The 25,196-nt window shown below is 39.8% G+C and carries 19 protein-coding genes; 6 read left to right on the forward strand and 13 right to left on the reverse strand.

Annotation, left to right across the window (positions count from 1 at the left end):
* The first annotated feature begins 36 nt into the window (after positions 1-36).
* The 6 genes from ACL8WY_RS02140 (at position 37) to ACL8WY_RS02165 (ending at position 10,227) form a co-directional block, all read left to right on the forward strand.
* Positions 37-723 carry a hypothetical protein gene (locus ACL8WY_RS02140; protein WP_436516665.1) on the forward strand — a complete coding sequence of 229 codons (687 nt, stop codon included), beginning with the start codon at positions 37-39 and terminating at the stop codon, positions 721-723.
* Positions 724-798: 75 nt separating this feature from the next.
* Positions 799-1,875: a sensor histidine kinase gene (locus tag ACL8WY_RS02145; protein ID WP_436516666.1), complete on the forward strand. Its 1,077-nt coding sequence runs from the start codon at positions 799-801 to the stop codon at positions 1,873-1,875.
* On the forward strand, positions 1,862-2,644 hold the full coding sequence (locus tag ACL8WY_RS02150; protein WP_436516667.1) for a LytR/AlgR family response regulator transcription factor: 783 nt from the start codon (positions 1,862-1,864) through the stop codon (positions 2,642-2,644). Before ACL8WY_RS02145 ends, ACL8WY_RS02150 begins: the two co-directional genes overlap by 14 nt.
* 125 nt (positions 2,645-2,769) lie before the next feature.
* Positions 2,770-6,627, forward strand: coding sequence for a PKD domain-containing protein (locus ACL8WY_RS02155; RefSeq protein WP_436516668.1), 3,858 nt, complete (start codon positions 2,770-2,772; stop codon positions 6,625-6,627).
* Entirely contained in the window at positions 6,627-7,658 is a 1,032-nt protein-coding gene (locus tag ACL8WY_RS02160) for a PorP/SprF family type IX secretion system membrane protein (RefSeq protein WP_436516670.1), read from the forward strand. Before ACL8WY_RS02155 ends, ACL8WY_RS02160 begins: the two co-directional genes overlap by 1 nt.
* Positions 7,659-7,764: 106 nt before the next feature.
* Positions 7,765-10,227: an ABC transporter permease gene (locus ACL8WY_RS02165; protein ID WP_436516671.1), complete on the forward strand. Its 2,463-nt coding sequence runs from the start codon at positions 7,765-7,767 to the stop codon at positions 10,225-10,227.
* Between the two features lie 7 nt (positions 10,228-10,234).
* Here the strand turns inward: ACL8WY_RS02165 and ACL8WY_RS02170 are convergent, their stop codons facing one another.
* From ACL8WY_RS02170 to ACL8WY_RS02230, 13 genes are all read right to left on the reverse strand, one after another.
* Positions 10,235-13,705 (reverse strand): hypothetical protein, encoded by a 3,471-nt coding sequence (locus ACL8WY_RS02170; protein ID WP_436516673.1) that lies wholly within the window; start codon positions 13,703-13,705, stop codon positions 10,235-10,237.
* Positions 13,620-17,033, reverse strand: a complete 3,414-nt coding sequence (locus ACL8WY_RS02175) for an ATP-binding protein (protein WP_436516674.1) — start codon at positions 17,031-17,033, stop codon at positions 13,620-13,622. The genes ACL8WY_RS02170 and ACL8WY_RS02175 overlap by 86 nt, the downstream gene beginning before the upstream one ends.
* Before the next feature lie 37 nt (positions 17,034-17,070).
* Positions 17,071-17,331, reverse strand: a complete 261-nt coding sequence (locus ACL8WY_RS02180) for a DUF983 domain-containing protein (RefSeq protein WP_436516675.1) — start codon at positions 17,329-17,331, stop codon at positions 17,071-17,073.
* A 58-nt stretch (positions 17,332-17,389) separates the two neighbouring features.
* Positions 17,390-17,641 (reverse strand): hypothetical protein, encoded by a 252-nt coding sequence (locus ACL8WY_RS02185; RefSeq protein ID WP_436516676.1) that lies wholly within the window; start codon positions 17,639-17,641, stop codon positions 17,390-17,392.
* A gap of 4 nt (positions 17,642-17,645) precedes the next feature.
* Positions 17,646-18,224, reverse strand: a complete 579-nt coding sequence (locus tag ACL8WY_RS02190) for a DUF420 domain-containing protein (protein WP_436516677.1) — start codon at positions 18,222-18,224, stop codon at positions 17,646-17,648.
* Positions 18,202-18,525, reverse strand: a complete 324-nt coding sequence (locus tag ACL8WY_RS02195; protein WP_436516678.1) for a hypothetical protein — start codon at positions 18,523-18,525, stop codon at positions 18,202-18,204. The genes ACL8WY_RS02190 and ACL8WY_RS02195 overlap by 23 nt, the downstream gene beginning before the upstream one ends.
* Positions 18,526-18,639: 114 nt before the next feature.
* Positions 18,640-18,969 carry a cytochrome C oxidase subunit IV family protein gene (locus tag ACL8WY_RS02200; RefSeq protein WP_436516679.1) on the reverse strand — a complete coding sequence of 110 codons (330 nt, stop codon included), beginning with the start codon at positions 18,967-18,969 and terminating at the stop codon, positions 18,640-18,642.
* Positions 18,970-18,987: 18 nt separating this feature from the next.
* Entirely contained in the window at positions 18,988-19,743 is a 756-nt protein-coding gene (locus ACL8WY_RS02205) for a cytochrome c oxidase subunit 3 (protein WP_436516680.1), read from the reverse strand.
* 19 nt (positions 19,744-19,762) lie between these two features.
* On the reverse strand, positions 19,763-20,335 hold the full coding sequence (locus tag ACL8WY_RS02210; protein ID WP_436516681.1) for a cytochrome c oxidase subunit 3: 573 nt from the start codon (positions 20,333-20,335) through the stop codon (positions 19,763-19,765).
* On the reverse strand, positions 20,332-21,231 hold the full coding sequence (gene cyoE, locus ACL8WY_RS02215) for a heme o synthase (protein WP_436518081.1): 900 nt from the start codon (positions 21,229-21,231) through the stop codon (positions 20,332-20,334). Before cyoE ends, ACL8WY_RS02210 begins: the two co-directional genes overlap by 4 nt.
* Positions 21,219-22,238: a COX15/CtaA family protein gene (locus ACL8WY_RS02220; protein WP_436516682.1), complete on the reverse strand. Its 1,020-nt coding sequence runs from the start codon at positions 22,236-22,238 to the stop codon at positions 21,219-21,221. The genes cyoE and ACL8WY_RS02220 overlap by 13 nt, the downstream gene beginning before the upstream one ends.
* Complete coding sequence (locus ACL8WY_RS02225) at positions 22,222-24,084, reverse strand: cytochrome c oxidase subunit I (protein ID WP_436516683.1); 1,863 nt, start codon at positions 24,082-24,084, stop codon at positions 22,222-22,224. The genes ACL8WY_RS02220 and ACL8WY_RS02225 overlap by 17 nt, the downstream gene beginning before the upstream one ends.
* A gap of 6 nt (positions 24,085-24,090) precedes the next feature.
* A complete protein-coding gene (locus ACL8WY_RS02230) occupies positions 24,091-25,179 on the reverse strand; it encodes a cytochrome c oxidase subunit II (protein ID WP_436516684.1) in 1,089 nt (362 codons plus the stop codon).
* Positions 25,180-25,196: the final 17 nt, after the last annotated feature.

The following is a 25,196-nucleotide window of genomic DNA, read 5'->3' on the forward strand; positions in this document are numbered from 1 at the left end:
GTATCTCCGTCGTAAAAAGGGTTAAAAATTTCCGTTATGAAAAAATCATTAACCCTCATCCTATTCTGTTTTTTTAGTACCATGTGCTTTTCACAAGATAAGAAAGTCTACAATCGAGTATTGAAATCAGCTTTTCATGTGCATGATACAGCTTCAGCATATGCATCTAGTTTATATGCGGCAAATATGCTGGAAGAAGTAGCCAAAGATTTCCCAGATGAATGGCTGGCCTACTACTGGGCTGCTTTTATTCATACCCAGTGCGGATTGTATCGGGACAGACCGAAAAATGCAGGAGAAGTAATACCCAGCAGAGCTCAGCAAAATATGGAACTGGCGATGAAAAGCTATAAAGGCGATAGTGCGGAGATTTTATCTGATCTTCATGCTCTTCAATCATTTGTTTATACCATTCATACCTGGTATCCGGAATTTAAAGACGAGGTAGAAAACTTCAGGGAAAAAGCCAGGCAGCACAGCAAAATCTCGCTAAACTACAACCCAGATAATCCGCTTATCTACGTATTGATTGGTACTTCGAAAGTATCTAGCGATAAGCTAGAAGATGTAGTGGCCGGCCGTGCTTTGCTTTACAGGGCTCAAACCCTATTCAAACAAATAAGCGAGCATCCTGTAATGACAGCTCATTGGAATGAAAACTGGTTGCGGTTCCGGTGGTTGAAGTATGCCGATCAAAGGGTTGCGGCTCTTACAAAAGAATAGAAAGGATAATTGGTTTTCGTATATTGAAATACCTGAGTTGATGTTCATCTCAGGTATTCTTTAGTTATACATCGTGTGAAAAAGGAAAAAAATGTCTCTCTTAATACACAGCTGATAGCAGTACTTATTTTTTGGCTGACCTTCATGTGTATTGATATTCTCAAAAAGAATATTTTCTCCGTAGAGGACACCCGCTACCTTGTTGCTTTCTATTTTTTTGGTTTTGTCCTTTGGTTCGGAATCACTTTTCCTCTTTTTTATCTGTTTCAGAGATCTCAGAAATTCACCTGGCCTTTAAGACTTATTTTACTAGCAGTACTCGGCCCTATTGCAGGTAGTATAAAGGTGATTTTAGCATGGACTTCCTTCTATTTCTCACTTGGTCTACATCAAGCGGATGTGAATCTCACCCAATTTATCATCAGTCAAGGCTCATTTCATTTCGTAGAAGCAACCATAATTGCTTGGGTTGTGCTAATACTGTTTTTTCTCAGTGAACTCTACTTTTTATACCGAAATAAATCAACAGAGGCAGCAGAGTTAAAAACGCAGCTTTTTCAAGCTCAGTTAGATACACTTAAAATGCAACTGCGTCCACACTTTTTGTTTAATGCTCATAATACCATCTCTATGCTTATACGAACAAAAAAGTATGAACAGGCCATAGATATGACCTCCAGCTTAAGCGAGCTACTACGAGCAACATTGAATACCGGAGACCAACACTTCATTGTGTTTAAAAAAGAACTGGAACTAATGCAAAAATTTCTGGAAATTGAGCTGATACGTTTCGAAGACATACTCCAAGTCAACTTCGAAATCAGTCAAGAATGTGAAAATGCACGAGTGCCAAATTTGATTCTACAACCAATTGTTGAAAATGCTTTCAAACATGGCATTTCTAAACATCTCGGAAAGTCTCAATTAACCATTGTAGCAAAAAGAAATGCCGCATACCTGTCTATAAACATTTGGAACTCCGGCCCAAAGCTCAGAGAAGATTTTGATGTGAAAAAGAATACCGGAATAGGACTTAAAAACATAGATTCAAGACTTCAGCAATGCTATTCTGACAATTACAGGTTTGACCTCTTTAACTACGAAGGAGGTGTCACATGTATCGTAGAAATACCTTGGAATGAAAAAAATTAAAACACTAATCGTAGATGACGAAAAGAAATCAAGGGATGGTCTGAAAGAGTTGATTTCCAAACATCCTGCAATCGAATTGATTGATACCTGTAGAAATGGCGTAGAAGCAATTGAATCCATTGAAAAGTGGCGGCCTGAACTATTATTACTTGATATTCAGATGCCTGGTATTTCAGGATTCGACATTCTCAAGAGCATTTCATACAAACCAATAACCATCTTTATCACGGCTTTTGACCAATACGCTTTAAAAGCATTTGAGGTTCACGCTCTTGACTACCTCCTAAAACCCTTTACAAATTCACGCTTCAACAAGTCGCTAAACAATGCAATCGATATTATCAGAAATAACCATCAGAAAAAATCAATAGATGCTCTTCAAAAAATGATCGACTCCTTAGATCAATCATCAAAATTTGATGAGAAAATTCACTCATCCTATAAATCAAACAAACTAATCATACGTTTTGAAGGAAGAATAGAACTGATTGATTACGAAAGAATAATCTGGATAGAAGGATACGACTACTACGTTAAAATATACTGCGCCAAAACCTACATCATCAAGGACAGTTTGAAGAACCTTTCAGACAGCCTGCCAGACTTTTTTTTTCGTGTACATAAGTCTTCGATCATTAATCTACAGCACCTTGTGTCTTTGGAATCAATTGGGCATTCTGAAATGATGGCGACCCTATCAGGTTCTGTTCAAGTAAAAGTTTCCAGAAACTGTAAGGATCAATTAATGAAGAAGCTGCAAGATCATTAAAGGTTAGATAGTGGTAGAAAAAATAATACTTAAAAATTCCCTCTCAGCACAATATTTATCGATGTTTAGCATTATAGAAATATTCAAATGAGTACATTTGATCTTTGAATATTTCTATTCAACTTATGATCGCCAGGCTTTCTCTCACCATTCTGTTGGCCTTGATCGGACTGTTAGGCTATGGGCAATGCAGTTTATTGAGTACGACTATCAGCGTTGACTTCAGCGCTGACGGTACTTGCGCGCCTGTAACAGTCAACACATTCACAGTTACTTACACGTTTAATGCCGCACAAAATCCTGCAGATATAGAAATACAATTTATCTGGAACGATCCTGCAAATACCACAGAAACCATATCGGGTGCAGGACTTGTCGTTTCAAATGCTGATCGTACATACCAAGCTACTGCAACACCCTTCCCCTATCCAGACACTGGTCCAGAATGCTTCTTTGAGGCTCAGGCATTCATCATCGTTGCCGGAGATGTTTGCGAAACATCAGAGCAAACTCAAATTGTACCTTCATGGAATTTTGACGATGAAAATGGTGGAATCATTGCTTTTGACCCAGGTCAATATGATATGTGTGAAAACACTACGCTGACCAATGTGGTATTTGATGATGCATCCACATTCAATTGCAACATCAATGATAACCCTGATAACCCAAATCAAATCTCACGTTGGGTGCAGTTTGTCTATGGAACAGATCCAGCGCCCGCAGTTGGCCGTTTGCGAGATTTGACTGTTGACGATGGTGGTCCTGTTGTAGTGACCGACAATGCAGGAAATCTATCAGCACCGCAAACCCGAGGCACTGGAGCAGTCATGGTTACTGCCGGTTACTTTGGACCAGTAGAAGAAGTTCCATTTCCAGCCGATGTTCCAATTCACTCCACCTTCCCTATTTCTGCGCCAGCTAATGCAGCCAATGTGATTGGAACTACATTTGAAATAACACTATATAACTGGAATACATGTAATCCATTTAACGGAGATCAAAACGATCCCAACTATGAAGATGCAGTCTTAGAGACTCTGGTTATTCAGGTAATCCCTCCACCAGTACCTGACTATGTAGCTAGAGACGGAGGTCCGGGTGGAGCTATCCTTACGGAGTTTTGTATTAATTCTGATATCTATTTTGATAATCAAACACCGGGCGGACCCTACAATTATTTCTGGCAGTTTTTCGATGGGCCACTTGACACGGATCCTGTGCTTGGTACATCAACTGCAGTTAATCCGACATTCAATTTTGATTCCGGCGGACCAAAGCTTGTGCGACTTACAGCAACAGACCCCAATGCAGACGGAGTATGTGATGTAGTCTATGATGATTTTGTGAACCTCTCTCCTGATGCCGTTGCAGACTTTGACTTTTACGATGGAGCCTTCACAGCTCCCATCAATCCAGACTTCTGCCAAACTGGAGCTGATGTGTTTACAGTCGGTTTTCGAGACAACACCATTGATCAGCCCAATACGGAGTTTAGGTTCGAGTTTTACAATGAAAGCAATGTCCTTATTGGGACACAACCTACTGATGGTTCATTCCTGGTAGACCCAGTTCCTGATTTCACACGAGATTTTTCAGTTGAAGAATATACCATTGTCAGGTTGGTTGCCCGAAATACCTCCACATTGTGCGGCAGTGAAGATCAGGATACAGTTTTTGTTTATGGGAGGCCTCAGCCGGTTTTCGCTACCAATGAAGTTTGTGCCGGCAATAGAACTACCTTTTCCGGAATAGCTGACCCTATCGCAAGTCTGACAACTCAGGTAAATGGCGATGAGGTAGACTTGTACGAATGGGATTTTAGCTATGACGGTGTTTTCAATATTGAGCTTATTCGAACAGACAATAGTGATTTTGATTGGTATCTGGATGGCACGGACATAGCAACTGGCGTGGAGCCTGGTACCTCTATAGATGGAACGTATACTGTTGCGCTTAGAATGACTACAGAAAAAGGTAATTGTACAGATCTAATCACTCAGGATGTGATAATCAATGAAAATCCAGATGCTCAGCTATCTCATGATGCGCCCGGAGATATTTGTCCTGGGGATATCATCACATTCACGAATGACTCCAATAATCCGGGACTGCCTGGAACAACTTATAGTCTGGAGGTTACACATCCACCTTCCGGATTCAATTCATCAACCGCATTGACGTTGATCAATACCCCTCTTTCATTTGATAATCCTGATGATACAACCAGAACATTTCAAGCACAGATCAGAGCGGAAACTACAGACGGCTGTGTCACATTTAGTTCTATAGAGACTTTTAGAGTATCACCTGATGAAGTAGCAGGATTTGATGATCCTGCATATAATTTTTTCAATACCAATTGCTCGCCCTGGAACAGCACCATGATAGTAGATGCTGCCACCCAAAGCCTTGCTGCAGACCTTTATCGCTGGACTCTGCTGGATGTAAATGGTGTTCTGGCTGGCTACCCTGTGGTGAAAAATAGTGGTGATGCTAATTTTCACGAACTGGATTATGAGATAACCAACACCTCAGCTACAATTATGAATTATGCCATGGTATTGGAAGCTGAGAAAGCAGGCGTCTGTATTACCAATGACACGTTCAACATTCAGATAAGTCCACAACCTTTGGCTACATTCACATCTGACCGAACGGAGGATTGTGATCGTGTCAACTTTACATTGGAGGCCACACAAAAAGGTTTAGCTGAATATTCATGGACATTCAATCCTGTCCCGGATGCAACCTTTGGATCTGATGATGAACTCATGATAACGTATAATCGAGAGGCAAATGCGGGAAATGATTTCAATGCCCAAATCACGTTAGTAACCACTAATCTGGCATCTTGTCAAAGTGATCCTGAGGTGATTAATGAAACAATCGAAAAGCAAAGGCCGGCAAGTACTGTTGATTTTACATTGTCCACAACCACCCTTCAATTGCCGGATAATACCGTCACGATTACCAACAGCAGTTCAACCGGTGGCGGTCTGCTCTATGAATGGGATTTTGGTGATGGTGATACTTTCACAGGATATGACCCTGTTTCGCATCAATACAATCAGTTTGGTACCTACGAGATTACATTAACAGTCATTGACGATTTCTGCTCTATTGAGTCCTCTCAAACAGTGACTGTTCTACCTACTGCACCTATACTTGATTTTGAAGCTGATACTCTTGAAGGATGTGCTCCGCTCACGGTGAGGTTCACCAATCTATCGCAGTTCGCAGTACCCGGCGAATACCTTTGGGAATTTGGTGATGGAAGTATTTCCAGGTCTGATAACCCTACTCATACATTCTTTGCCGGAGGTGACTTCACCGTACGTCTTAGAGGTCAAAACGAAGTGGGTACAAATTCAGAAATTGAGAAAGTAGAATACATTTCTGTATATGCCAGGCCTTTTGCAGATTTTCTTGTTTCAACCCGGATAGTCTACATCCCAGACCAGGAAGCTGTATTCAAAAACCTCAGTGAGAATGCAACCTCATTTATATGGGATTTCGGAGATGGTACTACATCAACGGAATCCGATCCCCGGCATGCCTATGCTGAGGAGGGGTTTTATGATATAACATTAATAGCCACGAATGATTTTGGATGTGTTGACACGTTATTTCGATCAGCAGAAGTCGAGGCAATCTCCGGTGGACAAGTAAACACGCCAAATGCTTTTACTCCTAATCTGAATGGCCCATCGGGTGGTACCATTGGTGGTATAAATGGTGGAGATCCGTCACGTATCAATGATGTCTTTCTGCCACGTCTCGAAGGTGTGGAAAGATTCAGAATGCTTATTTATAACAAATGGGGAGAATTGATCTTTGAGAGCAACTCGCAAGATCAGGGCTGGGACGGATATTATCGAGGAAAGTTGGCACCTTCCGGCGCTTACGTGTACAAGTTGGAGCTTCGATTTTCTGATGGAAAAGACATTGTAAAAGTGGGTGATGTAACGCTAATACGCTAATGAAGAGAATCCTAACCTATATCACCGCTTTCGTTCTCGCATTGATAATCTATGGGCAAGATGCACAGTACTCTCAATTTTATGCAAACCCGCTTTACTTAAATCCAGCCTTTGCCGGTACTGGTGCAGATACACGTGCGGTTTTTATCCATAGAATACAGTGGCCCAACCTACCACAAGCATTTTCAAACTCGACTGCTTCTATCGATTACAATGCAAGTGACATCAATAGTGGATTTGGTTTGGTCTTTCATTCAGACCAGGAAGGAACCGCAGGGCTCAGGAATACAACAGGCTCATTCATATATGCCTATGAAGCGAATCTTAACAATAAGGTTGTGTTCAGACCAGCATTGAAATTCGGCTACACATTTAGAGATATCGACCGCAGCAAACTTGTACTTGGTGATCAGGTAGATTTTGGAGTCGACGGTACGCCCTCACAAGATCCACAGATCAACTCCATCCGACTGAAAAACCATTGGGACATTGGTGCCGGCTTTTTGATTTATACTAAAAAGAATTGGTTTGGTGTTGGTGTAGATCACCTAACACAACCTAACCGCTCACTCCTCGAAGGCGAAGACAAGTTGCCTATTCGATATTCGTTTCACATCGGAAGCCGATATCCACTTCAAAGATTGGTGAACATTGGCACCATTGTACCATCCATCGCTCCCAGTATTCTTTACAGAAGACAAGGAGAATTCCAACAAATTGATGCCGGAGCAACTGTGCACCTTCAGCCAGTGCTAATTGGGTTGTATTATCGTGGAATGCCTTTCTTAAAAAACGATTTCGGATTACTCAATCAAGATGCAATTATACTGGTAGCAGGTGTAGAATATGCCAATATTGAGTTTGGGTATAGCTTCGACCTAAACCTATCAAGATTGGATCCTGTCGCTGGTGGTGGAGCGCATGAGTTTTCACTCATCTACAACTTCAGAATGCCGAAAGATCCCTACAAGACGCCTAATAACAAGAAAAAACTTGGTTGTCCAACGTTTGTCCATAAGCTCAACAATTAGAAGTAGCTGAGCCAATTCCTGAAACTTTTAAGCTTTCCCATCTATCACATATGTGTAACTTCTTACTGTAGCTACAGTATAATCAGTTCATACACAACCTGCTACTATGATCAAAAACTATATCCTAACCTCTTTCAGACACCTGCTGAAACAACGGTTTTTCACTTTTCTCAATGTCGTCGGATTGGCCATTGGGCTGTGTGCATTCTGGCTAATCAACCATTATGTTACTTACGAGAGAAGCTATGAGAACTTCATGGAAAACAAAGAGGACATCTATCGTGTGCAGCTAGATGTCTACCGCAATGGAGAGTTGGTATATAAAAGCTCTGAAAATTATGCGGGTGTTGGTGCCGCAATGAAGGAAGAATTTCCAGAGGTTCAGGATTACGCTCGTTTGTACAACATGGGCTCCAAAAATAATGTTATCATAACGTGGGAAAATGGCCCCAATGGCCCGGTTGTATTTAAACAGCAAAAGTTTTTGTACGCAGACGCTTCTATTCTGTCACTTTTTTCTTACGAAATGGTCGAGGGGGATAGAGACAAAGCATTAGAACAACCATACACTATTGCCATCTCCGAGACCATGGCCAAAAACTATTTTGGCAATGAAGACGCACTTGGAAAAACTTTAAGGTTAGAAGATGACGACTTCAATGATGAACCATGTATCGTGACCGGAGTCTTTAAAGATCATCCCACAAATACACACCTAAAGTTTGATGTCCTGATTTCCTTTCCGACTATCTATGGAAGATATGATGGTGCATTGGAACGGTACAAGACCGGTTGGGGACGAAAGGATTACTACACATATGTAAAATTAGAAAATGGTTCAGACCCAAAAGCACTTGAGCAGAAGCTTCCGCAATTGGTGAATAAATTCAAGCCAGAACTCGCGGAACAAAACGGGGAAGATGTACTACTTCTACAACCTGTTGGAGATATTCATCTGACCTCAAGGCTGACCGATGAGGCAGAAATCAATGGTAATGGTGAAGCTGTTGGATACCTGGCTATAATCGCCTGGTTTATAATCATTATTGCATGCATTAATTACATTAACCTTAGCACCGCAAAATCAGTGGAAAGAGCGAAGGAAGTAGGTTTACGTAAGGTAGTAGGTTCTCAAAAAGCACAACTGATTGTTCACTTTTTAATTGAGTCCAGCATTGTGTTTTTCCTATCTATTCTAATTGCCTTTGTGCTCGTATTAGCTATTAATCCCCTATTCAATAATATTGGGGGCGTCCCCTCATCATATGTCATTTGGACGCAATCCTGGTTTTGGATTAGTGCAGGACTTTTCTGGTTTGCAGGCTCACTAATCTCAGGATTTTACCCAGCCATAGTTCTTTCATCCTTTAAGCCTGTAGACGTTTTGAAGGGTCAGTTCAAAGGAAAAGGGTCTGGTATATTCCTAAGAAAGGCGCTAGTGGTTATGCAATTCACTACTTCCATCGCATTAATTATAGGAACCTTCATAGTTTATGAGCAGATGTCCTTCATGAAAAACCAGGACCTTGGTTATAATACAGATCAAGTGATGGTAGTAGAGAGACCTTCAACAAGAGATACATCCAACGTTCAAGCTGAGAACGACTACATGTCATTTAAAAACGGTCTTTCAGATCAACCAATGATTGCCGGCGTAGCTGGATCAGGTATGCTTCCAGGTAAGAAGCTTCGTTTCAAAACACAAATCAGAAACCTAAATCAAGATCCATCCGAAGCGACAACATTTGCAGTTGGTAGCATGGATTATGAGCTGTTCGATTTGATGGATATGGAAATGCTGGCAGGAAGGAATTTTTCAAGAGAATTCATAAAAGACCCTGATACAGCGATTGTAATTAATGAATATGCTGCCCGAGCATTGGGTTTTACTCCTGAAGAAATTGTGGGGAAATACATATCTGTAGATAGATTTAATTGGAAACCTCAAGTCATCGGAGTGCTTAAAAACATTCATAATGAATCACTGCAAGAAGCCATGCAGCCACTGGCATTCTTCCTTCAGCAATACAATCATGAGTACATGATGGTGAAAATGAGCACGAACAATATTGAAGAAACAGTAGCTGTTGTCAACGAGCAATGGGATAAAAGTTTTGCAGGTAATCCGTTCGAGTTTTTCTTTCTAGATAGCTATTTTGATAGTTACTATAAATCAGAGAAGAGCTTCAGCGATTTGTTCCTAATATTCACTATTCTAGCTATACTGATCGGTTGTTTGGGGCTGTTTGGGCTTTCTTCTTATACGGCTGTTCAAAAGACCAAAGAAATTGGTATCAGAAAGGTTTTGGGATCTTCCACTTCTGGAATCATAAGTCTGATGTTTAAAGATTTTGTGATCCTGATTGGCATAGCTAATCTGATCGCATGGCCGGTTGCTTGGTATTTCTTGAGTGGATGGTTGGAAAATTATCCATATCACATTTCGATTAATTTTCTATTGTTTGGTCTTGCAGCATTGCTTGTTCTTATCATCGCTTTTCTTACGGTTAGTTTCCATACCTTCAAGACAGCACAGCTTGATCCTGCCAAAACATTAAAGTATGAATAAATAACAATTAGAAGAAAGCAGTAACCTGCACATTGCCTGTATGAATAGCACCGGTATCCTCTGATTTGCGACCGTTGTAGAGGAGGGAAATTTGCATGCCTCTGGTCAATTTTTGTTGCCAGGTTATTTGCCAGGTTTGATTAGCTCCTGGCTGCAGAGCATCCAGCATCAAATAGCCAAGGTATGAGGTTGGGTCACCTTGAAAATCAATTTGAACCACCGAGAATGTTCCTCTTAATGAACCGCTTCCAGCTTTATTCCAGGTTAACTCTGCCATATAAATCTTAGATGTTGTAGACTCAGAACTCGACTCAATAAACTCATTGCGCTTTGTTTTTCGTTCATAGCTGCCTATTAATCTCAAAACGTTTGATGGCTGCCAGATCAATTGAGGACGATAGGCATTTGACACAATTTCAAAATTGCGCGAATCCAAAAAATCTGATTGATTAAGTAGGTTGCCAATGGTTGTGGTAATTCTGAATGTATAAGCCGCATTGAGATCCACCTTCGCATTCGAAATCCACTCTTTCTTCTCTCTTGTTTCAAAACCCTGCACCAGCAGCTGCTTGTTGTCTGATGTTTGATAAGTGAAGTCTCCCCCAAATCCCCTCCCATTTCGATTATAGAATAGCGTGTAGCGTCTGGCATTTTGAGCGCTGACAAGTTCATCGTCACCCAAATCAATGCTAAACGGGTTCAATCTATTATTGTAGGCTTCAGAAGTCGTCTTGAAGTTGATATTGTAATTGATGTTAGCAGAAAACTTGGAAGCGAATCGACGCACTCCTCCTTGATTTCTCCATGATGAAGGCAATCGGGCGTCGATTGTATGCAAATAGAAGGTTTGAAATGATGTGACATAATCATCAGTCGGTGTGAATATCTTCACAAAGTTTCTTTCGTCAGGGTTAATCGCTTCGAAAAACTCATTTAAATCCTGCACTCCATCTCCATTCGTATCACGCCATGTGTGAGTTCCCTCACCTGTCGTCACCGGTAAATAGATAAATTCTCTTCTGAGCTCTCTACTATTCCCGGTTGCGAAAGAGAAATTCGACCGTAGATTTTGCTTCAGCATGGATTGGACCCAATTAACCCTACCATTAATCACTTCATCCTGACCAACATTCAGTCCTAGCTTATCCTCGACTTTTCTGTAATTGAAATCAGCAGTGATGCTCGTATACTTTTCATTGAGTGAATAGGATGCACGCAGATTTTTAGAAAATAGATAATCTTCCATCCGTCCTGACACCGGAAGCTGATCATTTCTCAGTTGATAGCCTATGCGATAAGTGGACTTTGAAGAATCAGTACTCATCAGGTAAAACTCATGAGCCTTATAGTTCATCAAAGTGCTGATGATGCTATCTCCTCTGGAAACTTCGTTTTCATCTAATTCAAATATGTAACCGGGAGCAATTTTCCACTTTTGATAGCTCAAATCAGACTTAGATCTTATCCAATCGGTGCGGTTCGTTTGCTGATCATTAGATAGTAGAAAATGGGATGATACTAACTTCAAATTGGCAACTTCCTGATTGAATTCAATCTGCTGTTGCCATCCATCTATAAAAGACGAACGCTTTCTGTGATTGAGCGATGCTTCAAACCTATTGGCTTCATTTTTCCTGATACCTCCATTTATGAATAAAATCAAATCTTCTACCGACTCGGCGGGATCTGGATTATAATTCCAATCCCTGTCAAATAAAATAGGCCTATACCTATCAATAAATGTAAAATCCGCTTCATCAAACTCCATTGATATAGATCCAACCCAATTGTATCCAGCAATAAAGGATGGCCGATCTTGTGTCTTGATTGAGGCAAAGTACCCTCTACTTATATTGTCATTATCATCAAGATTGGAATAAAGGTTTCGATCGGTATTTGAGAAAGCGACTTCTGTTTTTACAGACTCATAATCTGATAATTGAACTTCTGTTCCAATCGAAATCATTTGTCGACTATTGGGGAGTGGTATAAATGAGCCTGGCTCATAGTTTCCTTGAGACTGACCGCTTTGTGGAGATACCCACTCATAGATTCTGCCATTGGCTGTATTTTGCCGTAGCACATAATCACCATTTCCAAAACCCACATCCGAAAATGAGGCTCCGAAAAGGCGCTCGGACGAATTGGTAGAGTACTCAAAAATGGATTGATTCATGCCATCCTGATCTACTGTATCCTTTTTGATATACAAAATTCTATTCTCAGAAAATTGCACAGAATCAAAGCCAGTGATGAAAGCCTGATCTATATCATCCCCAATATTTCTAAGTTGTGTCAGGTCATCCTCATTGAGATTGAATCCGAAGCTGGTATTTGGGTTATCTCTTTCACGATAATAATTGGTGAACACTTTAACTTTTTCATTGGACACGGATTGATAGGCTGAAAGATTCGAGCGGCTATAAAACTGCTCAGCGTATTCAAAATCCACTCGAATGATCGTGAATTGGGTAATCACGATGTGGTTATTAAAAGTGATTTCACCCAAGTTGTAATCAATCACATAATCCCGATCAAAGCCTCGCTCCATCTGTTTTCCATCTATAAATACCTTTTCTGAGTTGGCTAATACAATGATGAACCGCTCGCCATTGGGTCCTCTCAACTTGTAAGGTCCTGATAGTCCATCGATTGGTTGAACAAGCGCAGAGTTAAACTTACCTTTTGCCAGTGCTCCAGAAATTCTCGACTCATGTTCCCAACTCCCTGACTGGCCTTTATAGCCCACTTGCAAACCTTGCACATTTTTGTAGTATCGTAGGAAGTAGCCTGCATTATCGGGCTGTTGCAGTACGATATCACCTGCAGTGAGGTCAAACTTATCGTTATATAGTTTGATAAATACATTGTCAAAGTCCCGGATTTGCTGAGTATTCCCTTCCGGCTGGTACGGAATGTTCTGATCAGTAATGACAGCTGAAATATTAAGATTTTCATCCAGTTTGCCTTCCATTTGCAAATTCAGTGTTGAATTGACAAACAGGCTCTGTCTGTTTCCAAAGGAAACGCCTCGTGAGATCGCGCCGTACTTCTGCACACCTCCTAATTCAAACAACTCTTCCTTTTCTACGGATGGATTTTTACGAATAATCTCCTTAAGGCGTCTGGAATCATCATAGGTGCTTAAGCTTCGGTTTTGATATGGTTGAGTTAGAACTGTAGATAGTACCCGATAACAAACTTCAAGCTCAGAAGTAGGTGAGCTGACTGAAATAACATTTGTGGAATCATTAAAGGAATATGGAGCTTCAACACTAATTGAGCCGGGTTCAATCAGCAGTGTATCCAGCTGAACTTCCTCATTAGCTGGGATACTTTTGCATTTGAGATTTTGGGCTAAGCTAGTCTGAGCGATTAATAAAAGCAGACCACTAATCCACCAGAGGCATGGAAATGAAAAAGGTGGTGCCTTCTTCTCTTCTTGATTCAAACCATATGTTGCCTCCCGCGTTTTCAATACCTTTTTTGGCTAATGCCAGTCCAATTCCGCTTCCTGTTGATTTTGTACTAAAATAGTTCAGGAATATCTTTTCCTTCAACTCTTCAGGCACTCCCCTCCCATTATCACTTACGGCCAAAACCCCTTTCCCTGATTTGATTTTGAGAGAAATAATTATTTCCGCCTGTTTATCAACGACCGACTGGATGGCGTTCAATACAATGTTGTTCAATATTCTTCTGAAGATATCCTTATCGGCTTCTATCTGAACATTTTCAGCTATATCCAATGAAATAGTCACCTCTTCTGCGCGATAAAGTGCAGCAATCTCTTTGATCAGCAGACTCCAGTCGAAAACTTGATTATCTGGTGCTGGCATTTCCGCGAAAGCAGAAAAAGATTCTGCTATCTGACTTAAGGTGTCAACCTGTGTGAGTAAGGAAGTTAGCGTCTCGTGCTCTTTGGATTCAGTTTCATGCTTTCTCAACATTTGCTGAATTTTCAATTGCATTGGCGTTAATGGATTTTTTATTTCATGAGCTACCTGCTTGGCAATTTCCTTCCACGCCGTTTCCTTCTGGCTTTTTGCAAGTGCTAATTTGCTATCTTCCAGCTTGACCAACATTTGGTTATAATCCTTCACTAATGAGCCAATTTCATCTGAAGACTCATATTCAATAGGCTTATTCACTTCCTGCAAAGTGACTCTTCGAATCTTATCGGCAACCATTCGCAAGGGATGCATAAGATTGTTAAGCACCGCGTTACCAAATACGATCGCTATGATGAAAATGAAACCAAAGATGGTAATCAGGTTTCCGAACACCTCAATTTGTTGTCTTCTTAAGTGATTCTTAGAGTCAAAAAATGGCATAGCTATGAATCCAGCCACTTGATTATCTATGGTATTGACTACCGCATAGCATACCTTATAATCCAGTTTACTTACAGACTCATCAGCAATCATGCTTTGATTTTCCTTTGCCACCAACTCCTCAAAAACAATGGGGTTAATTAAGTTTCCTTGCAAGTTCAGGTTGAATATTTCAGGCTGACTTGTAGCAACCAGATAGCCTGATTCATTATAAAAGCTAAGATCTGATTGAATATAGCTGCTTATTTCTGTAAGGTGATAAGCTGCACGTTCATTATTTACTTCTTCTATATCGGTAGATAATATTTCAGAGATGTAAAGTGCCTGCTTAATATAACTTCTGTTGATCTCTTCTCGATAAGAAGTATTAAGTGTATTAAGCAAGGCAAAACCTGCGATTAATAGTGGTATGATAAAGGCAAGCCCAAGGTATAGCTGAATTTTTCCTGTGAAGTTCAGTTTAAATCCGCGCTCAATGACCGAGCTTAAGATGCTAAATGCGCCAAACGAAAAGAGTAGTAGTAAAAAAAGGAAGGAAAAATTAGTGATTCGATCTCTGGCCTCATACTTATTGGATATGATCAGGATCGTTCTACCATCATCTGTTTTTACACCATAATAATGTCGTTCATTTTTCTCGATACCATCAATGTAAAGCTGCGGACGCTCAAAGTCCTCATATTGCGGCCATTCGCCCTGACCAAACTTACTGCGATGAAATAGAATATCATCTCCGGCAAACACTGCATAGTCAAAATCATTGGACACCGAGAAGTATTTATTGTCTGTCAGCAATGCCGGATAGACACTTGTGGGTACACGTTTCTTGATTTGAAGAATGATCAAACCAACAAGGTCGCCCACGTTAATCTTGCAGGTGTACTTAAAAACTGTGCCTTCATCAACAAAATAGATATTCTCATAGTCAGACTCATTTTCAGGAGTCAGCAGACTATACTCTCGTGTAAATCTTGAATTAAGCTTTAATTGTTGATAGTCTTGAAAAACAATCTCCAAATCATACTTATTGAAGTAAGGTGTGAGGAATTCGCTACGAATTCTATCCTCCAAAACCTTTCGGCTTCTTTCGCTTGCGATCAACGCTAAGTTGTCATCAGTCGATAGCTTTTTGATTGTCTGATCTAAATAGAATTCACCAAGTACGTCACGTTTTAAAAGTAGGTAGTTTGCAAACTTCTTTTTTGAATCAAGTACAGCGCTTTCTTCATATTTATATATGCAAAATGCAAGCACCGTTGAAATACCAATGCTTACAACCAAAATGAACAACAAATTGGAGTAAGTAAATTCCTTAAACGATTTTCCCCACTGATATCTAAGTGAAATAAGAAGTACAGATACGTGCACAAAACTAAAAGTGATAGACAGCACATCCAGCAACCCCATCACCACTGCTGCAATCATGGCTCCTCCAATTGCATGTGCAATGAAATGACTTCTTCTGATAAGCTGTAATGTGAGATAGGTGAAGTAAAAATATCCTGTGCTTGCCAAAAGGATGCATATATAGGCAACAGCGCGAAGTAAGTCAAACTGAATCGATTGACCTACGTCAAGTGAGAGCTGAGAATTACTTATTATACTCCAGGCAACATGCAAAACAAGACCAGACAATATGGTATTTACTGCGCTAATCACAGCAACTCTTGGCCTAGACCTTTTGACCATAGGGAGGTACTTTGTGCTTGACATGATCACCACATTCAGTATCATGCAGTTAATTAAAAGATCGCCGAGCGTAGGATTAACTACTGAAGATGTGTACTTGAGTGGATCAAATAAATCATATCTAAAAAGCAACTGGAACGCATCAAATTCAAGACTTAAATAGCGCAGAATCAGAAGCGCTATTAATGCTCGCCAATAAGATTTGATATTGGCTTGACTGTATTTCCAGTATTCAGAACATAAAACCAATAAAACAATCAATGCTACCAGAGCATCAATGAATTTATTGGGCATTGATTTAACATCAAAAGACAGTATTTCCCGATAGTGATAATCACCAAAATCGACAGAAATATTTAGTGCCGATTCATCAAGCAACCCACTCTTGCTTTCGCTCAAATACTGATTGGAAATAGCATATTTTTCAACAAGTTGATGACAGGAAATATAAGAGCAATCTTCTTCAGAAATCTGTTGAATGATAAAGACTCCTAAGTCGTTCTGAATGATTTGAAGAGAATCGGCTGAGATATCAGAAATAAAAGGCCGGTTATCACTCCATTCATCTAATCTACCCTTGCACAGAGTTCTTTTCCGAAATAGAGCATTAAAGCTATTTCCATCCTTCCAGGCACGTAGATCATCTTGTTGTAGATTTACGATCTCATCTAAGCTACTAACAACTCTACGTCGATTTATGTCATCCCAATCAATGAGAAAGTGATTTATAAACAATGCGAGTAAACACCCAATAAGTAACCCGATGGATAGCTTCTGATTCACAAACCTGAAGTTACAATAATCGGACCTTTAATTGTAGCTAGGTCTTCCAAATAAGGTACAAGAATACCACTCTCGAATACCGAAAATTCAGTGGGAAAAGTAACAATGCTACCACGAGAATCGTGATAAGGTAAACGTTCAACGAAGGATCATTGAAGAAGTAATAGAGAATGAAAGCCGTAACAAGGAAAATGCCAGTTGAAAAGCCATAGCTCACATACATGGCTCCATAGAAATTACCAGGTTCCTTCTCATACCTCAACTGGCAATTGGGACATTTTTCATGCGTGGAGGACATTTTCGCAAGATTGAAGGTGCCATGTGTGAATATTTCTCCTTCACGACACCTCGGGCACTTAGCTTTTAAAACGCTCGATAAGACTGACACTCTTTGTTGTTTTACTGTTTCTGTACCAAAGGAAAATAAGAACGAATACGACAATGTATGGCGTAAAAAACAAGAACATAATTCCATTATTTAACCCTTCCGCCATTGATGTCTCACCTGCACTCACATTGTTTTTTATCTGAGTTCTGCACATCGCACACTGAGCCCAATTGATCAGAGGAACAAATAAAAAAGAAGCAAATACAAGTACTTTCTTCATAAGGTTAAAAGTAGTATGGCTTTATCATAAAATATACAATAACTCCTGTGATAGACACATACATCCAAACAGGATAGGTATACTTTACTATCTTCTTATGCCGTACAATTTGATTAGATAATGCATAATAGAAAGCAAACAAAACAAATGGAACGACCAAAATGGATAGTAAAATATGACTTGCTAGTATAACCAAATAAACCACCCTACTGGTTCCTGCTGCAGCAGATTCTATTTCATCAACCAACCCATCATGATTTAAATCTCCAAACTTTACAGATGGTACATTGGAGTGATAAAGGATGTAAGAGACCAGAAACAAAACACCGAGAAATAAGGATGCGAACATAAAGGATCTATGGGTTACCATATTTCCTTTTTTTATAGCAATCAGAGCAGCTAGTAATGTAAAAACAGTAAGTGAATTAATAATGGCGTGAACACTTGGCAAAACCTTTACCCAATCTCCTGCACCGAACTTAGCAGGGAAAATGATGAGAAAAGCCACCACCACCGGAATCAAAATCGAAACACCATAAATAATTCGCAGGTAGAATCTATTATCTCTTAGTCCCTTTTCCATAAGTCTGCTGAAGCATTAAAATATCTAGTTCAGTTAACAACTGATCAACCCCTTCTCTGGATAGCTGATAGCTCCCCCAAATTCCTTCATTATTTACTAAAACAAAATCAGCATCGGATTGATTAATGCAATTAAAGAAAGATGGAGATTCATAGATCATGTTAGCCTTCCGCTTATCAGCTGCGTAAATCACCCGATTCATGTAGTTTGTCTCAATGATGGAGAGAGAGTCGTCTATCGAAACAATAGAGATTGAATCGTATTGATTGCAACTTTGTGGAACCACTGATAATAGATTCAATGAGAACCGATTATCTCCGAATAGCTGCAATAGAAGATACCAACCGACTGGTATCAGAAATACAATAAATATGATGATTCGCTTAAGCCCTCGACCCTTCAACTGACAGTCTTATCAATACAGAGCTTTTAGAATCGCATCTCCCTGGTAGATCATAATGAAGATCAGGAAAACAACAAAAAGCATAGGAAGAACAATCGACATTTTCAGCGATTTCTTCTCATGACCAAGGTGCATGAATTCAGCAACTATGTAATAAGCTTTCACTATCGTAAGCACGATAAATACAATGACTCTTGTCCATTTGTATTCAGAAGGAACTGTAAAAGCAATTAAAAATTCAAACGCAGTGATGGCTGCTAAATAGAGCATCACTTTAATAAAATTCCTCACTTTAGCCTTGTCTACCGGCTTTACTTCGATTTGTGGAGTTTGTTGTTCCATTTTCTAAAAAAGATAAGATTAAACAAGGTAAAAGAATGTAAATACAAAGACCCATACAAGGTCTACAAAGTGCCAATAAAGACCGACTTTTTCTACCATTTCGTAGTGCCCTCGTTTCTCGAAAACACCAACAGTTGCCTGATAGAATATGATGAAATTGATCAATACCCCACTAAATACGTGGAATCCGTGAAATCCTGTTATAAAGAAAAATAGCGCCGCAAAGTTTGGTGGTCCATATTGATTAGATGATAGGCCGGCACCTTGAAGGAAGTTTCCAACACCGTTCATAGACATATCCGACCCGTGAATGAAATGACCCCACTCCCATGCCTGGCAACCAAGGAAGGTAAGTCCTCCAAGAATCGTCCAAAGCATCCACTTCTCCACTGCTTTTCTATCCATTCGTTCACCAGCCTCAACAGCTAACACCATCGTGACACTACTGATAATCAAAATGAACGTCATTAAACCTACAAATACCAAAGGTGCACTCTCTATTCCTAGCGAATGCATTCCTGGAAACGCCTCAAATACTTTTTCAGGAATTGGCCAGTACTCTTGAGAAAACTTGAAGTCAGCTACAGAGCCAGCATAAGCTGGATGACTGAAACGAATGAGACCATAAGTGATCAATAAAGCGGAGAACGTAAAAGCATCTGATAATAGGAAAAACCACATCATCAGCTTGCCGTAGCTTACTTTCATTGGAGAAACACCTCCACCCCAAATGTTCTTTTTGTCTTCTTCTACTATTGCAGCCGAGTTAGCCATTCGTGTTAGATTTTGTAGGTTAATTATTGAAAATCAAAAATAAGTATAAATACAACCAAAGTCCACCTAGAAAATGCCAGAAAGTGGCACACATTTCTAATCGAACTAAACTCTTGGAATGTACTTGATATTTAAAAGCTTTTCTAAGGACAATAAGCAGGAATATTATCGCACCAACAAGGTGTACAACATGAAGTCCTGTAAAAATATAAATGAAGGAGCTTGCCGGATTACCAACAAAATGATATCCTCCATCAACCAATTGGCCCCAAGCCTGAAGCTGTCCAACAATAAATATGATCGCTAGTATGGCCGTAAGCGCCAAGCCAATCCTGATGTTTTTAATGTTATTCTTCTTAGCCGAAATATAAGAATAGTGCATAGTTACACTGCTTAGGATAATAACAACTGTGGTAAACTTAAAGAGCGATGGGAAATCTATATACACCCAATCACCAATTGATTTCTTAACTATATATGCACTAGATAATGAAATAAAAACCATTATCACGGATACCAAAAACAGCCACATCGCAAACTTCTGTGGATGCATAGATCTAACCTTATTTCCCGTTTGCATTTCTCCAGTCATATCTTATCTAATAAAAAGGTTATTTGGACGATTGGAAGGTATATAAAGGAGCCAAACATAATTCGACGAGCCTTCTGATTGGAAGTATCCTTCATCAAACTAAATGTCTGAGCTAAGAATAACACTCCACAAATGGTGGCAACTACCCCACTTGTTAAACCTGTCAATCCAAAATAAGTAGGCAATAAGCCCAACGGCAATAAGAACAGCGTATATACCATAATGTTTATTGCTGTATTCAAATCTTTAGCTCCACCACCAGGCAAAAGCTTAAATCCTGCTTTTTTATAGTCTTCATCTGAAACCCAAGCGATAGCCCAGAAATGCGGAAACTGCCAAATAAATTGGATTCCAAAAATGATCATCGCCTCGTAGGACAATGCTCCACTTGCAGCCGCCCAGCCAATTAATGGAGGTAAAGCTCCGGGTATAGCTCCTACAAAAACAGCTATAGATCCAACTCGCTTAAGCGGAGTATAGACAAATGCATATAACAGTAATGATAAGAGGGATAAAGAGGTGGCCAACAGGTTAGTTGCAAGGAACATTAGCACCAAACCAGCTATTCCTGTAAGTATGCTAAACCACACAGCTTCAGCTTCCGTAATTCGATCCGAAGGCAATGGTCTGTTTCGAGTCCGATTCATTATCGCATCATACTTTTGTTCAATTACCTGATTGATAGTAACCGACGAACCAGAAACTAAAAACCCTGCAATCAGGAAAATCATTAAACTGCTCCAGCTGAACACTGACTGTGTTGCCAATGCGTATCCAAAACCTGATGAGAATACCACTAGGAATGAAAGTCGTGGTTTAAGAAGCTCGAAATAAGCCTTTAACTTCTCTCCAACGCTTATATCAATATGTGAAATCGACGTGCTCACTTTTGTAATTTGAGTCGCAAAGTTAAATAAAACAGTAGGCTAAAGATACCAACTGCAAGAATTAAATGTAGTGGTTGAAGCCAAAATGGAAATGAGAAACGAGCCATTCCAATTCCTGCTATCATCACTAGAAAAACCAATAATACTAAACTAGCAGAAGCTTTTTTCAGCCAATCTACCTGTGTTTTACGAGCATAAATCGCGATCGCAACCGAACCTACCAATATAAGCCATGAGTAAGATCGATGAATAAAAAATGATGAACTTAAACTGTTACTCCATTCATTCCTTTCAATAGCAGAGATTAGTAAATCATCAATTGTTCCTCGTACTTCAGTCCCAAGTATTAATTGAGGAATGAATAAAATGGTCATCATCAAGCTGATCGAAAACAAAATCGAGTGATCAAAGGTCTTTAATGATTTCACGCGTACATTCATCCATATTAGCATCGCAACTATCACTAATGCCAAAATCATATGGAAAGTTATAAACCCATGAAGCAAATTGGTTGAAACAACCAGCGACCCTACCCATCCTTGAAATCCAGTCAGAAAGAAGATTGAAATTCCCATAATTGGGATCCAAACTGATTGCTTTCTAAAAGAGAGGGACCAAACCATATTCATGAACACAAACAAACCAATTAATACACCTACCAGTCTATTGATGTATTCAATCCAAGCTTTTGTAACGTCGAATTCTTGTTCTAGAAGGACTGCTGGATCTTGAGTAATTCTGGCACTTAAATCACTATAGCCCAGATTATTAAAAAGCCGAGCCAATCGTTCATTTTTAGATATTCGTTGTTCACGAAATACATCCTGGTAATTTTCAGGTAAAGCTTCAGAAGTGGTCGGAGGAATATACGAGCCGAAGCATTTGGGCCAATCCGGACATCCCATGCCTGCTCCCATTACACGCACAATGCTTCCCACCAGGATCAGCACAAATACTGATCCTAGTGTAATAGCATTAATTCTTAGAAAATTCCTTTGGTTAATTAGCTTTCTCAACTCCTGTTAGATCTTCATCCTTTGTTAGCTCGTTTTCATGCTCAAGGTTAGATTCAGGAGTGTGTGAGTAAGGAACCGTTTGCGGGATAAAATCATCCTCAGCACCGGGCTTGCTATAATCGTAAGGCCATCTGTAAACATTTGGAATAGCTCCAATCCAGTTTCCGTGACCTGGGAATCGTGGAGTTGTCCACTCTAAAGTGTTGGATTTCCATGGATTCGCTGGAGCCAACTTACCTCTGAATATGCTATAGAAGAAGTTGAATAGGAATATGAATTGAGCAGCAAAAGTCAAAATTGCAGCTATACTAACTAGTGCATTCAAATCACCATAAATGTTGAAAGTCTCAAACGAAGTGAAAGAATAGTATCTTCTAGGGAATCCCGCAATTCCTATGTAGTGTAGTGGGAAGAAAACCAAATAGATTCCCACAAAGGACAACCAGAAATGAAGCTTACCAAGCTTATCATTCATCATTCTTCCAAAAAACTTAGGAAACCAATGGTAAACACCAGCTAAGAGACCAAAGAATGATGCGCTACCCATTACTAAATGAAAGTGAGCCACCACAAAGTAGGTGTCATGCAGATTGATATCTAAAACTGAATTTCCAAGGAAAATACCAGTTAACCCTCCAGATATAAAGAATGATACCAATCCTATCGAAAATAGCATCGCTGGAGTGAAAACAATATTTCCTTTCCACAATGTGGTGATATAATTAAATGCCTTAATCGCAGATGGAACCGCAATTACCAGTGTTAGAATAGTAAAGACTGACCCAAGGAATGGATTCATTCCAGTCACGAACATATGGTGAGCCCATACAATGAACGACAAGAAGCCAATACCTAACATTGAACCAATCATCGCTTTATATCCAAATATTGGCTTACGTGAATTAGTTGCTATAATCTCTGAAGTGATACCTAATGCCGGAAGAATTACGATATATACTTCTGGGTGTCCCAGGAACCAGAATAAATGTTGATATAAAATTGGACTACCCCCAACGTTTGGAAGCGCTTCACCTGCTATATAAATTTCGGATAAATAAAAACTAGTACCAAACGATCTATCAAAGATCAACAGCAGAGCTGCTGATAACAATACAGGGAATGAAAGTAGACCTAATATCGCTGTGATGAAGAATGCCCAGATGGTAAGAGGAAGCCTTGCAAAAGACATCCCTTGAGTTCTCATATTAATAATGGTAGTGATATAGTTGATACCACCTAGCAATGAAGAGGCGATGAATAGCGCCATAGAAACAAGCCACAAAGTCATTCCTAGACCAGATCCCTGAATAGCTTGTGGAAGTGCACTCAACGGTGGATAAACTGTCCAACCACCACCGGCTGGTCCCGTTTCGATAAAGAAGGACACGAACATAACCACACTGGAAGCAAAGAAGAACCAGTAGGATAGCATGTTCATAAAGCCAGAAGCCATATCTCTTGCTCCAATTTGAAGTGGTATTAAAAAGTTGGAGAATGTACCACTTAACCCTGCCGTCAATACGAAAAATACCATGATAGTACCATGCATTGTAACAAGCGCTAAATAGAACTCCGCATCTAATTTACCTTCAGGTGTTATCCATTGACCAAGCATTGGTCGCAACCACTCAAGCTGCATTTCCGGAAATCCTAACTGCAATCTGAATATGATAGAAAGTCCTCCTCCTATCAAAGCCCAGAATATTCCAGTAATCAAGAATTGCTTCGCGATGGTCTTGTGATCAGTCGAGAAAATATACTTGCTTACAAACCCCTGCTCATGGTGATCATCGTGATGATCATCATGTGCTAAATCTTCCTGAAGTTGTATATCTGTTACTGACATATAATTTTATTTAGTACTGCTTGCAGCAGTAGTAACTTTTTGTTCATTCTCAATGTTTTCAATTCCTGCAGCAATTTTCGCTGCCTCCTTTAAATCCTCCGGAACCTGACTTAGGTAATTTGGATTTTGCTTAAGAAATGAGTTTTCCTGATTTTCTTTGTACCATGAATCGTATTCATCCTGCTCTAGAACTACAATGATTCCTTTCATGCCGTAGTGGCTCTTCCCACAAATCTTATTGCAGACAAGTTCATAGTTGAAATCTGGGTTTCCCGTTTTCTCTCGCATATCGGCTGTACTTAGAGTAGGAGTAAACCAAAATCTTGTAGGCATTCCTGGAACCGCATTCATCTGCATTCTGAAGTGCGGATTATAAACACTGTGTATTACATCTCTACCTCTAATCTTTAGATGAACAGCCTTACCTTTTGGTAAAACCAATTGTGCAGGCATAAAATCATCATGGCCATTTTGATCAGTCAAATCAATTCCCATTGCATTTATTGCATCAATTTTTCGAAAATCATAACTACCGAGTTCACCATCCTTACCAGGATATCTAAATGCCCATGCATATTGATAGCCCATCACCTCTATTACTTCCGCGCCTTCTGGTGCTGGTCCAGTCACCACATTCCACTGTTTCAAACCGGAAATTATTAGCCATGCCAACACGATTGCCGGAACAATCGTCCAGATCATCTCTAACTTGTTATTATGCGGATAATAATGAGCCTTGTTAGTTTCTTTGTACCGATACTTCCAACCGAAACCAAACAAGAAAATCTGAGTAACAATGAATACAAATACCGTCACAGCCATTGTAATCCAGAAAAGGTTCTCTGTTACAACTGCATGCTCAGAAGCTATGGGCAAATTATAAGTATCATACTCCTTCATCGAGAAGTAGAAGAAACCCGCAATTCCTGCAATCAGGAATACCATCATTAAAACTCCCTGGAAACTATTGCCAGAAGGAACATGACTCTTATTCTTATCCTTTTTTACAACATCAACTAACGTTGTGACGCGGTAAGCTGCGAATATTACAGCTAGAATTAATATGACCGCTATTACTATGATTAAATTAAGCATAACCTATCCCTCACTTA

The sequence above is a fragment of the Ekhidna algicida genome (assembly GCF_051379705.1).
GTDB lineage: Bacteria > Bacteroidota > Bacteroidia > Cytophagales > Cyclobacteriaceae > Ekhidna.

Coding starts and splice junctions, on each gene's coding strand:
- ACL8WY_RS02140 (WP_436516665.1), top strand. CDS start 37: ATGAAAAAATCATTAACCCTCATCCTATTCTGTTTTTTTAGTACCATG.
- ACL8WY_RS02150 (WP_436516667.1), top strand. CDS start 1,862: ATGAAAAAAATTAAAACACTAATCGTAGATGACGAAAAGAAATCAAGG.
- ACL8WY_RS02155 (WP_436516668.1), top strand. CDS start 2,770: ATGATCGCCAGGCTTTCTCTCACCATTCTGTTGGCCTTGATCGGACTG.
- ACL8WY_RS02160 (WP_436516670.1), top strand. CDS start 6,627: ATGAAGAGAATCCTAACCTATATCACCGCTTTCGTTCTCGCATTGATA.
- ACL8WY_RS02165 (WP_436516671.1), top strand. CDS start 7,765: ATGATCAAAAACTATATCCTAACCTCTTTCAGACACCTGCTGAAACAA.
- ACL8WY_RS02180 (WP_436516675.1), bottom strand. CDS start 17,331: ATGTCCTCCACGCATGAAAAATGTCCCAATTGCCAGTTGAGGTATGAG.
- ACL8WY_RS02185 (WP_436516676.1), bottom strand. CDS start 17,641: ATGAAGAAAGTACTTGTATTTGCTTCTTTTTTATTTGTTCCTCTGATC.
- ACL8WY_RS02190 (WP_436516677.1), bottom strand. CDS start 18,224: ATGGAAAAGGGACTAAGAGATAATAGATTCTACCTGCGAATTATTTAT.
- ACL8WY_RS02200 (WP_436516679.1), bottom strand. CDS start 18,969: ATGGAACAACAAACTCCACAAATCGAAGTAAAGCCGGTAGACAAGGCT.
- ACL8WY_RS02205 (WP_436516680.1), bottom strand. CDS start 19,743: ATGGCTAACTCGGCTGCAATAGTAGAAGAAGACAAAAAGAACATTTGG.
- ACL8WY_RS02210 (WP_436516681.1), bottom strand. CDS start 20,335: ATGACTGGAGAAATGCAAACGGGAAATAAGGTTAGATCTATGCATCCA.
- ACL8WY_RS02225 (WP_436516683.1), bottom strand. CDS start 24,084: ATGTCAGTAACAGATATACAACTTCAGGAAGATTTAGCACATGATGAT.
- ACL8WY_RS02230 (WP_436516684.1), bottom strand. CDS start 25,179: ATGCTTAATTTAATCATAGTAATAGCGGTCATATTAATTCTAGCTGTA.